General features: G+C 48.8%; 9 protein-coding genes and 1 other RNA gene. 8 read left to right on the top strand and 2 right to left on the bottom strand.

Translation table 11 applies throughout. From position 1 onward, the window contains the following. Both O71_RS03585 and O71_RS03590 read right to left on the bottom strand, forming a co-directional pair. Nucleotides 1–1,235, bottom strand: a 1,235-nt coding sequence (locus tag O71_RS03585) for a PAS domain-containing sensor histidine kinase (RefSeq protein ID WP_007653301.1), incomplete at its 3' end; no start/stop codon positions are given. After that, nucleotides 1,225–2,601, bottom strand: a complete 1,377-nt coding sequence (locus tag O71_RS03590; RefSeq protein WP_007653303.1) for a sigma-54 dependent transcriptional regulator — start codon at nucleotides 2,599–2,601, stop codon at nucleotides 1,225–1,227. The genes O71_RS03585 and O71_RS03590, both read right to left, overlap by 11 nt. Before the next feature lie 237 nt (nucleotides 2,602–2,838). Here O71_RS03590 and O71_RS03595 point away from each other — a divergent pair, with 237 nt between their 5' ends. From O71_RS03595 to O71_RS03620, 8 genes are all read left to right on the top strand, one after another. Further along, nucleotides 2,839–5,247, top strand: coding sequence for an ABC transporter permease (locus O71_RS03595; RefSeq protein WP_007653305.1), 2,409 nt, complete (start codon nucleotides 2,839–2,841; stop codon nucleotides 5,245–5,247). A 41-nt stretch (nucleotides 5,248–5,288) separates the two neighbouring features. Beyond that, nucleotides 5,289–6,674 carry a S41 family peptidase gene (locus O71_RS03600; RefSeq protein ID WP_007653306.1) on the top strand — a complete coding sequence of 462 codons (1,386 nt, stop codon included), beginning with the start codon at nucleotides 5,289–5,291 and terminating at the stop codon, nucleotides 6,672–6,674. A 24-nt stretch (nucleotides 6,675–6,698) separates the two neighbouring features. After that, nucleotides 6,699–7,202, top strand: a complete 504-nt coding sequence (locus O71_RS21380; protein WP_051017694.1) for a hypothetical protein — start codon at nucleotides 6,699–6,701, stop codon at nucleotides 7,200–7,202. After that, nucleotides 7,154–7,891 (top strand): DUF4932 domain-containing protein, encoded by a 738-nt coding sequence (locus O71_RS21385; protein ID WP_081490430.1) that lies wholly within the window; start codon nucleotides 7,154–7,156, stop codon nucleotides 7,889–7,891. Before O71_RS21380 ends, O71_RS21385 begins: the two co-directional genes overlap by 49 nt. 382 nt (nucleotides 7,892–8,273) lie before the next feature. Next, complete coding sequence (locus tag O71_RS03610; RefSeq protein WP_007653307.1) at nucleotides 8,274–9,410, top strand: transglutaminase-like domain-containing protein; 1,137 nt, start codon at nucleotides 8,274–8,276, stop codon at nucleotides 9,408–9,410. Between the two features lie 142 nt (nucleotides 9,411–9,552). Then, nucleotides 9,553–9,922: a transfer-messenger RNA gene (gene ssrA / locus O71_RS22470) on the top strand. A 440-nt stretch (nucleotides 9,923–10,362) separates the two neighbouring features. Then, nucleotides 10,363–11,040: a response regulator transcription factor gene (locus O71_RS03615; RefSeq protein ID WP_007653308.1), complete on the top strand. Its 678-nt coding sequence runs from the start codon at nucleotides 10,363–10,365 to the stop codon at nucleotides 11,038–11,040. Between the two features lies 1 nt (nucleotide 11,041). Next, a partial coding sequence (locus O71_RS03620; RefSeq protein WP_040573561.1) for a HAMP domain-containing protein occupies nucleotides 11,042–11,825 on the top strand: 784 nt, incomplete at its 3' end.

Raw genomic sequence — 11,825 nt, forward strand, 5'->3', positions numbered from 1 at the left:
GTGAAGATCGGGATGAAAATACTTTCCATCAGTTCTTCGGGTATACCTGTTCCATTGTCCCGTACCTGGATGTATACCTTGCCGTTTTCCAACTCACCGGCAGTTAGCCATACCTGTGGTTCCGGAACCTCTTTTACAGCACGTGCCGCATTCAGGATGAGGTTGATCAGCACCTGCTCCAGCAGGTTTACGTCGCCGTTCAGGGTCAGGTCCGGCGACGACACCTGGCAGCTGAGGGCTATACCTTGTTCCTCCAGTCGGGGACGCATAAGGGCATTGATGCTGTTGAGCAATTCCTTCACATAAACAGTGGTCAGCAGGATCTGCTGCGACTTGTTGAGGTTACGGTAGAAATGCGCAAAGCGCAGCAGGCCCTCGCTTCGCTTCCTGATGATGGCGATGCCCTCCTCGGTGTCCTGCAGCAGCTCGTGGTTCGGCAAGAGCTGTCCCTGTGCTTCCTGCTCCTCACGCTCCGCCTGCAGGTGCTTGCCCAGCGAGTCGGCCAGGGAGGCGATGGGTGCCACGGAGTTCATGATCTCGTGGGTCATTACACGCAGCAGTTTTTGCCAGGCTTCCGTTTCAGTTTCATCTACGGCAGAACTCACGTTCTTGATGGCAACCAACGTGAGGTGATGGTTTTGCATGCTGAAAGCGGTAGCGGAGAGGAGCAGCTGGGTGGTGCCCTGGGGTAGCTTTTGCTTCAGCAGTTTGTTCTCTCCGGGCTGCAGCTCCAGGATTGCCTCCAGCAGCTGTGGGTAGCGACGCTCCAGGTTGTCGAGACTTTTGAGATGCGGTATACCTAGTATCTTCTTAAAAGCATCGTTCACCCATTCTACCTGCCCCTCCTCGTCATAGGCCATGATGCCGGTGTCAATTAGCTGCAGGATGGTCTGCATGTAGTGGAACTGCGCCTCCTTCTCGATCTGCAGCTGCTTAAAGGTATGGCTGATCTGGTTGAAAGCCTGGTGGAGTGGCCGTAGTGAGTGATTGGATGGGTTTTCGTTGAACTGCTGCGTAAAGTCCCGCTGCCTGACTGCCTGCAGGAACTTAGCCATCTCGTAATTGCTTCGGGTGACGTAGTTGGCCAACTCCCATACCTGCGCCAGCATGACCAGGATGCCAGACCCAACCTGCAGCCAGGTGAATTTCACCAGGTATAGCGAAGTCAACAGCATCATGCCCAGCAGCAGGATGAACCGGATCAGCAGGCCAAACTCGAGGCGCTTAAATTTCATGCTTGTTCAGGCGGCGGTACAGGGCGGTACGGGTAAGCCCCAGTTCTTTGGCTGATTTGGAAATGTTGCCTTTGTTCTTCTCAATCACACGGCGGATCGTCTCCCGTTCAATCTCGCTGAGCGGCATCTGCTGGTCAAACACCAGTGCACCGGCAGGTGTAGTCTGAGGTGCATCAAACTCCATGGCCGAGAAGCTGAAGTCCTGTGGCTGTAGCACATTGCCTTCAGCCATGATGATGGCCCGCTCCACAGCATGCTGTAGCTCACGGATGTTACCCGGCCAGGCGTGCTGTCGCAGCTTCTTGAGCGTAGCAGGGTCGAACGCAGGTATAGCCTTATGATTTTTAGGGGCGTAGTAAGCGGCAAAGTGCTGTGCCAGTAACTCCACGTCGGCACCGCGTTCGCGCAAAGGAGGCAGCAAAATCTCCACCGTGTTGATACGGTAGATCAAATCTTTGCGGAACTGGTTCTGGGCTGCCAACTGGTAGATGGGCGCATTGGTCGCCGTGATCAGTCGGATATCAACAGGTATAGGCTGATTAGAACCCAGCGGTGTTACCTGTCGGTTTTGCAGCACGGTGAGCAGCTTAGCCTGCATGGGCAGTGAAATGTTACCGATCTCATCCAGAAACAGCGTGCCACCATTGGCAGCCTCAAAGCGACCGATGCGGTCTTCCTTGGCATCCGTAAAAGCCCCTTTTTTATAGCCGAACAACTCACTCTCGAACAGTGAATCGGTTAGAGCACCGACATCTACACTTACAAATGGCTTGTCGGCCCGGAAAGACTTCTGGTGCAATGCTCGAGCCACCAGCTCTTTGCCAGTGCCGTTTTCACCCAGTATCAATACATTGGCTTCTGTAGGCGCTATCTTGTCGATCTTATACAGCACCTCCCGTATGGCGTCAGACTCACCAAGTATAGGTATAGCATTGTCAGTTTTGAGCTTCGCAGCCTGGCCTTTCTGTTTCAGCTGCTTGGACTCCAGGGCATGGTGCAGGGTCTCGAGCAGCTTGTCGTTGTGCCAGGGCTTCACTATAAAATCGTAAGCGCCTTCTTTGAGTGAGCGCACGGCCAGTTCTACATCACCATAAGCTGTGATCAGGATCACGGTGGCGTTAGGGTCTTTCTCACGTATTCGGCTGAGCCAGTAGATGCCTTCGTTGCCGGTGTGCAGCGCGCTCTTGAAGTTCATGTCCAGGAAGATGACATCGAAACGCTCCTTGTCCAGCAGCTTCATCAGGTTCTCCGGGTTTTTCTCCGTTACGACCTCCTTTACCTCCGCTTTCAGCAACATTTTTATGGCGAAGAGCACATCTGTCTCATCGTCGACTACCAATACCCGTCCGTTTTTAACTGCAGCCATATGCAAAAGTTAAATTTTAATTCGAAGATAATTAGTATTTCGCAATTTTACCTTAGGTAAAGTCAGTTTTTTGCGCCCTGCACCATATGTTGCGAAAGCGCACAGGTGTATCGTCAGTATGTGTATCGGAAGCGGACACATTGATAGGATGGTCTTTTAGTAAGTGTCTTTAAATCAGTGGTTTTTGATTGTGGCATTTTTATTTCTTGCCCTTTTGCATACTAACTGCTCACTCCTATGCTGATTGGTATCCTGAGAAAAGAGTTTGATGATTTGATGACGAATAGTATGCTGACGAACTACCTTAAAATGGCTTACCGCAACCTGCTGCGGCACAAAGGTTTCTCCCTGATCAACGTCTCTGGACTTGCCCTGGGTATGACCTGTAGCATCCTGATCCTGCTGTGGGTGAAGGATGAGTTAAGTTTTGACCGTTTTCATGCCAATGTGGATCAGTTATACCGGGTGATGGGAAGGCAGCATTACCCTGGCTCCGATGACCTGACGACTGAGTCCGGACCGGGCAGGTTGGGGCCGGCCATGCAGCAGGGACTACCGGAGGTGCAGCATGCCATTCGCGTGACCTGGGATCAGGAAAACCTCTTCAGCTATGAAGAGAAGGCAATAAAGGGAAAAGGCTACTATGCAGACTCCACCTTCTTTCAGGTATTCTCTTTCCCGCTGCTGCACGGTGACGCAGCACAAGTACTCATGCAACCCAAGTCAGTAGTCATCAGCGATAGCCTGGCCCGAAAATTATTCGGAACTACCGAGGTGGTAGGCAACATGGTGAAGCTGAATGATATCGAAAGCTATACCGTATCGGGCGTGATGCACACAGTGCCGAAAAACTCTTCCCTTCAGTTTGACTATATCATGCCTTTTGTGGATTACGAAGCGCAACATAGTTGGATCAATGAATGGGGCAACTACTCCATACGGACCTATGTGCAGCTACAGCCGGGGGTAGATGTCGAAGCTTTCAACGACAAGATCAAGCTCTTCCTGAAACAGGGCGATAAAGGCACCCGTGATACAGACTTGTTTGTGCAGCCTTTAAAAGATATTCGTCTGTACTCCGACTTCCGGAAAGGGAAAACAGAGAGCGGGGTGATCATGTATGTCAGGCTCTTCTCGGTAGTGGCTGTTTTCCTGCTGTTGATTGCCTGCATCAATTTTATGAACCTGGCAACAGCACGATCCGCCAAGCGGGCTAAAGAGGTAGGCGTTCGTAAAGCCATCGGCGCCAGCAAAGGCTCACTGGTGCGGCAGTTTATGATAGAATCTGTGCTGATCGCATTTCTGGCGCTATTTATTGCCGCCAACCTGACAGGCATGCTGGTTCCGGCTTTTAATGAGCTCACAGGAAAGGCTGTAGTTTTTGATCTGACCGACCCAGAACTTATCCTGCTGCTCGTAGGAGTTGCTTTGTTCACCGGCATTGTGTCGGGCAGCTATCCGGCCTTCTTCCTGTCCTCCTTCGATCCGGTGGTGGTGCTCAAAGGCACGGTGAAGCTCAACGATCGTGTTACCCTCTTCCGCAAAGGACTGGTGGTGTTCCAGTTCATGCTGTCGGCATTGCTGATCGTGTGTACGCTGGTTGTATACCTGCAACTGCATTTCATTCGCACCAAAGACATCGGTCTGCAGCGTGAAAACGTGGTGCTCATACCTATAGAAGGACAAATACGAGACCGCCTCGAAGTTATAAAACAAGACATGCTGAAAATAAATGGTGTTTCGGCAGTAGCGGCATCAGACCAGAACCCACTGTGGATGGGGTCTAACACAGGCGATGTGGAGTGGAAGGGGAAGGAGTCCGGAGCAGATGTGCTGATAGACTTCATGCACGTAGACTACGGATTAATTGAGGCCATGGGTATGAGGTTGAAAGAAGGAAGGACCTTCTCAAAAGACTTTGGCGCAGACACTGCTAACTATGTCATAAACGAAGAGGCAGTACGGCTGATGCAGATGAGTGAGCCAGTGGGCCAGTGGCTTAAGTTGTGGGGCGTTGAAGGACGCATTATTGGCGTGATCGAGAATTTCCAATCCAGGAGAATGCAGGTTGGTGCTGCTCCTCTTATCATCAAGCTTGATCCGGATAACGTTAGCTACCTGTATGCCAGAGTAGAGCCCGGAAACACATCAAGTGCGCTTGCCGACATTGAAGGAGTGTTGCAAAAGTATAATCCGGCTTTCCCTTTTGAGTATCACTTCCTGGATGATGTTTTTGAACGCATATACAAGAGTGAGGTCATCATCGCAAAGCTGACCAATTATTTTGCAGGTATAGCCATCGTGATTTCCTGCCTCGGTCTGTTTGGGCTGGCGTTGTTTACAGCGGAGCAGCGCAAGAAGGAGATCGGTGTGCGCAAGGTACTGGGTGCGTCAGTGTCGGGTATCGTATTCATGCTCAGCAAAGACTTCCTGAAGCTGGTGCTCATTGCCAATGTCATTGCGCTGCCTTTGAGCTGGTACATGATGAACTCCTGGCTCAGCGATTATGCCCACCGCACTGAGCTTAGCTGGTGGATCTTTGCATCAGCCTTTGCTGCCACCATCATCATCGCCATGTTTACACTCAGTTTTCACGCCATCAAAACAGCCATGGCCGACCCGATCGGTTCGCTGCGGACGGAGTAAGTCATTCATGTAAAATCAAGCCAAAAGTATAAAATAACCCTATGAAAAAGTTTCTATTATTGCTGATGTTGCTGACAGGCTTTGTCACGAAAGCCCAGATTCCTAACACGCTGTCTGCTACTGATAAGGTATACGGGCTGTCGAAGTTCTGGCAGGAAGCAAATTATAATTTCGTATACCTAGATAAGGTGGACCGGACCAAGTGGGACAATGCCTACCGTGAGGCGATCAACATCGTGCAGCACACCAAAAACGATTACGAGTACTACCGCGAGCTGCAGAAGTTCTGTGCCCTGCTCAACGACGGTCACACCAACATCTATTTCCCGAAAAGCATCGATACCCTGCTGTACAACGACATGTTTGGCAAGTACAGGATTTTCCTGAGCAACATCGATAACAAAGCCATTGTCACAAGGACCAACCTTAGCATAAAAGATGAGGTGCCGGTGGGCAGTGAGATAATTGAGGTGAACGGACAGCCGACAGCGGACTATCTGAAGCAGTACGTGTTGCCTTATATTTCCTCTTCTACGGATTATGTGCTGATGGATTGGGCCGTTAGTAATATGCTGAAAGGTCTGAAAGGGGAAAAGTATGACATCACCTACAGAACCCCAAAAGGTAAGGTGAAGGCATTGACACTGACGCATGACAAAACTGCCGAAAAGGAAGTATTCCCTTCCGTTGAAAAGCGAGAGCTGCTGACCTTGAAGTGGTACCCCGACCAGACTGCTTACCTGGCCCTGAATGGCTTTCATGATCCGAAGATAAATGAGCTGTTCCTGGAGAAGCTTCCGGAGCTGCGCAAAGCGAAAGCCCTGATAGTAGACCTGCGCTCCAACGGCGGCGGTTCTACCACCATAGGCCGTGAAATACTTGATTACCTAAGCCCCGATACGCTGCTGTATGGCTCTAAAAACTCCACACGGCAGCACCTGGCTAGTTTTAAAGCTTGGGGCGTATTTACATCACCAAAAGATACCGTCAATAATGCTTGGGCCGCTAAATCGTTGAACGCTTTCCAGGACAGGCTGATGCATGAGTTTGACTACAGTCCGGCCCAGAATAAAGTAAAACAGAACGATAAGGTAATTGTGCCTACCGCCATACTCATCGGGCACAACACAGCTTCTGCCGCCGAAGATTTCCTGATCTACGCCGACAACCAGAAGCACATGACCAAAATTGGCGAGAACTCCTTTGGGAGCACAGGCCAGCCTTTTATGTTTGATCTGCCTGGAGGAGGTGGAGCCAGGATCTGTACGAAGAAGGACACCTACCCCGACGGCCGCGAGTTTGTGGGTTATGGCATAAAGCCTGACATTGAAGTAAAAAGGACACTGCAGGACTACATCCAGAAGAAAGATCCGGTACTGGAGCGTGCGCTTAAGCACTTAAAAGGGCAGAAGCTGGCATCAAAATAAACCAAACCTACTTTTAGCTAAACTATGAAGAAGAAGATCCTGAAATATACTTTGGGAGTAGCATTAGCCTGCGTCCTATCTGCTGGCTATATATGGCAGGCAGGGCATGATAAAGCCATTGCCGGAATAGTGGATGTGCCTAAGAACGTAAACTTTACGGAGAAGTACATTCGTGAGCATCAAGGCAAATTTGCTGTAGAGGTGCCAGAAGTGCACGAACTGGCAAACATTCTGGTGGCCATATCCACCATAGGGCAGCAGGACTCGAACATGGTGGATATGACCACACCCTACTATAGAGAGGTGATGGCGCATTTCTCACCGTACAAGAATCACCCTGTTATGGATGTGGTAAACAAGCACATAACGGAGGTGTTCGACAATGACAGCTACTGGTACTACTATGCCATGAAAATGAATGCCTGCGCCTACGTGTTCGATAAAAAAGGCAACATTAAAAACGAGGCATCATTCAGAAAATGGGTTTTGATAATCAGGACGACCCCATCAAAGCCAATCTTGCATTGATTGAGGACTTTGCCCAAAAGTCTGATTTTCGAAAATTCTACAAGCGGCACCAGCCATATTATAACGAGTTGATAAAGACTTACCGCTCCCTGAATCCGATAGACCAGATGCAGGCCTGGCTGGAGAGTAAGTTTAGATTTAAGTATGGAAACTACCGTGTTACGTTTTCTCCCCTGGTGGGTGGTGCGCATGCTACCCAAAGTTTCGAAGATAATGGCTTTAGCCAAACAGTAATGTTCGTATGCAGAGCCGAGTCCGATTCTCAATATAACACACAGGTAAATGAGATGCTGGAAACGCGTGTGGTATTCACAGAAATCGATCACAATTTCGTGAATCCGACATCAGACAAGTACATTAAACAGATTAACGAGATTTTTTCAGACAGAGGAAAGTGGGTTGTGGAAATGAATGGTACCAGCGCCTACAGCTCGCCTTACAACGTGTTCAACGAGTACATGACCTGGGGTATCTATTCGCTCTACTGCCTGGACAAGTTCTCTGCCGAGGATGTTGCTACGTTTATACCTTTGATGGAACGCCAGATGGAGCAAAGTAGAGGCTTTGCCCGGTTCGGTGATTTTAACCAGAAGCTGATCTCACTCTACAAGGATAATCCACAGATAAGCATAGACGAACTGTATACAGAGATGTTAGACTGGAGCAAAGAGCTACAGGCAAAACGATAAAACAGCACAGCATTTTGGACTGAGCGATTGATCAGGTCAGAAACAGACCCTGCAAGCAACCAGCTTGCAGGGTTTTTTTATTTGGTAGCTATTGTTGGCAGCAGAAATTGTGCGACGAACCGGTAGGTAAAAGATTGTCTCAGAAACGCACAGATGTGTCAGATGCAGGTGTATCGAAAGCGAACAGGTATGTATTTTATTTATAGTTAATTTATTGATTTATAGCATTTTGTGTTTTTTGGCACCGATCTTTCTTATACTCTTTCAGCAGGCCAGCAGGTATAGCGTTGAGACCAAGCCCGCAGGTAAGAGAAAGATAAAGATCACATAAAAGCGAAATAAAAAATCATCTATAACACAGTATTAAGCGCAAAATAAAATTATGAAAAAGTTATCATCAATCCTGTTCGTGTTGTTCGTGTTGGCCATGCCTGCCTTAGCGCAGCAGAAGTACAAAGGCCTGCCTGTAATCAAAGCCAACGCTGCCAAAGCCGACTATAAGATCGGTAAGGAGTGGACAAAAGGTACCTGGAGCATTATGCCAGAGCTTTCGCCTGATGTAATGTTGGTGCCGGTGCACAACAAGAAAACGTATGTGATGTTCCGTACCGACCTGGACTCTATTTCTTTCCAGGTGAAGCCGGGTAAGTCGTACCGGTTCTATGTGCAGCTCAACGAGGAAGACTATGCCCTGACTAAGTTTAAAGGTTACGGCCACGAAGCTCTGAAATTCAACAAGGCGCAGGAAGTGTCGGGCTATACCTTCCTGTACGAGCAGAATCAGAATAACGAGTTTTTGCAAACGCTGCGCAAGCAGTACCAGCTGGATGCGCTAGTAGCCGGTGCTAAAAACGATACTGAAAAGGCGCTGCGTATTGTGAATTGGGTACACCGCCAGTGGAAGCACGATGGCATGAACGAGCCAAGCAGCCCTGATGCCCTGACCATTCTGGCCGAGGTGAAAGAGGGCAAGAACTTCCGCTGCGTGGAATACGGCATCGTAACGACAGCTGCTCTGAATGCAATTGACCTGCCTGCCCGCACCATGGGTCTGAAAATGAAGGAGGTTGAAACCATAGAATACGGAGCTGGTCACGTGGTACTGGAGGTGTTCTTGCCGGACCTGAACAAATGGGTAATGCTCGACGGCCAGTTCGACGTAATGCCAGTGCTCAACAACGTGCCACTCAACGCAGTGGAATTCCAGCAGGCAATTGCCACTAACTACGAAGCGCTGGAGATTAGAAGCCTATCGGGTACTTCCAAGAGCAAATACGTGAGCTGGGTATACCCATACCTGTACTACTTCGACGTGAAGTTCGACAACCGCGAAGGTATAGCCCTGCAGCGCGAAAAGATCGACGGAAAGTCTTCTCTGATGCTGGTGCCTGCCGGCGCTAACATCCCGAAGGTGTTTCAGATAAAGTACCCGATGGAATACCTTAAGTACACGCACTCCCTGATTGACCTGTACGAAGCGCCTAAAATGACAAAGCAGGAAATGCTGACCGTAAAGTAAAAGGCTACGCAAGCATGAAACCTAGAACCAGTTAATTGTGTTCTATACACAGAAAACAGATAGAAATATGCCGCAAATTGCTTATATTTGTGGCATACTTCTTGAAGTATAATGCGTAGGAATACGACGTTCTTTAATTTATGGGGATGACTGGAATTGACAGCTTGTGCAGATTGCGTGTAAGCATGTCGGGTGATGAACGTACCACCTGTTAAAAATCCGTTCGAACAATAACTGGCGAATATAACTACGCCATGGCTGCTTAATCTAGGTATTAAGCACTAGCCATAGTCTCGTGCAGGTTTCGTGAATCTGCTTGCACATACGAGGCTTCGATCCGATTTACTAGTCTGTGTAAAGGTGCGGTGCACAGGCGAAATAAAGCATCTAAGGAGTGCGCATAAGTTTGACTTATACTTGCAAGCTCCCGACAATCCGAATAAGTCTAAGCATGTAGAAAGCCCGTCGATTTCCTTGTCTGGACCAGGGTTCGAATCCCTGCATCTCCACAATCCTAAGCAGAAAAGCCCCGCTGGTGATAAACCGGCGGGGTTTTTTTTGTTTTTTATGTATAGGGCATCTACAGCCTTGTTGGGTGTCTTTCTATACCAATAGGCACTATGCCATTTTATCTCTGTTATTGCTCAAGATCAATGTAAACCGGGGCTGCAACGGATAGAATCGCTTGTTACTAAAGCGCAGGTATAGAAACACGGCTTGTAGGTCCATGAACCTTCTGGCATGGACTTTTATGGAGCAAATCCCCAAATGTTCGTTCGAACCTGTTATTTTGGTGCTGCTGTTCATAATACGAATATATGACCATCTCCCATGATTTTGACCTAAACGATATAATAGAAGTCTCGTCTGACTAATATAGGCTTAGGATGCTTTGATTAGAGCTGATCTGTGTTCTGCGTAATGGGAAATTGTATTAACCGGTTTTTGATTTATGAAAGTATTGTTCTTAGAAGACGAGCCTAAAGTAGTCTCTCTTGTCAAACGAGGGCTTGAAGGTGAGGGAATTGAATTTGCGGTGGCGATGGATGGCTTTACGGCTGTAAAGATGGCCGGGCTGAACCAGTATGACCTGATCATACTCGATGTAATGGTGCCTGGCATGAGCGGACTAGAGGTTTGCAAAAGCATCCGGGATGCAGACCCCGATACGCCAATTCTCATTTTATCTGCCTTGGGTTCTACACAGGATATAGTGGCTGGCTTTAACAATCTGGCTGATGACTACATGGTGAAGCCTTTCAACCTGGCTGAACTTCGGGCACGCATGCAGAGCCTCGTGAGAAGATCGGGCAGAAGTATGGTGCAGCAGAATGTGATGACCATAGCGGACTTAAGCGTTAACCTCGACACAATGGAGGTGACCCGCAACAACAAGGTCATTGCGCTTACTGTGCGGGAGTTCAAACTGCTGGAGTACCTGATCAAGAACAAACGCAAGGTGCTCCCACGGCTGGACATTCTGGAGCATGTATGGGGCGCTGACTTCGATATGGGCACCAATGTGGTGGATGTGTACATCAACTACCTCCGCAAGAAGATAGACAAAGACTTTAGCCCGCGCCTGATCCACACGGTGGTAGGCATAGGCTATGTGATGAGGACGCAGTAGCATGAGATTACAGTATTCGCTGATCGTTTTATTTACCGGCCTGATGGCTTTGATATTACTAGGTATAAACCTGGTGATGTACTCCATGTCGTCTGGCTACAGGCAGCATAACTTCTTCCTGAGTCTGGAGAACAGCTCCACTGTTGTGGCAAGCGCCGTGCTGCAGCAAGAGAAAGCGGAAGATTACTATGCCGTTAAGAACAGTATGCTGCAGCATTTGGCAGATGAAGAGGAATACATCCTGCGTATCAACAAAGGAAGCGAACAAATTCATTTTCCAGCCTCACTGCCACTCGACGAGTCATTTTACTGGGAGACTATCCGTAACGGAAGAGCCCGGCATTATGAAAACGGAGTGCATTATGTCGGACTGTTTAGAGAAAATGTAACCGGAGAAGAGGACATACTGGTGGTGTCTTCGGCACGGGATGTGGAGGGTGATGCTTACCGTAAACGCCTGAAAACAACGCTGGCCATTGCCTTTCTGGCGGCTGTGTTTGTGATGACGCTCACCACCGTGTTCTTCTCTAAAAGACTGTTTGGCCCCATGGTCAAGATCATAAAGAAGGTGAACAGTATCAATGCATTCAACCTGAACGACAGGCTTGAGAAAGAACATAGTCTGGACGAAATCAGTGAACTGCAGGATACGCTGAATGATATGCTGCAGCGGATAGAAACGGCTTTTAAAGCACAGCAGGCCTATGTCAGCAACATCTCACATTCGCTCCGCACGCCGCTCACTGTTATAGCCGGAGAGGCTGAGATASSCCTTAGCTCGAAGC

It is taken from the genome of Pontibacter sp. BAB1700 (genome assembly GCF_000277005.1).
Classification (GTDB): Bacteria; Bacteroidota; Bacteroidia; order Cytophagales; family Hymenobacteraceae; genus Pontibacter; species Pontibacter lucknowensis.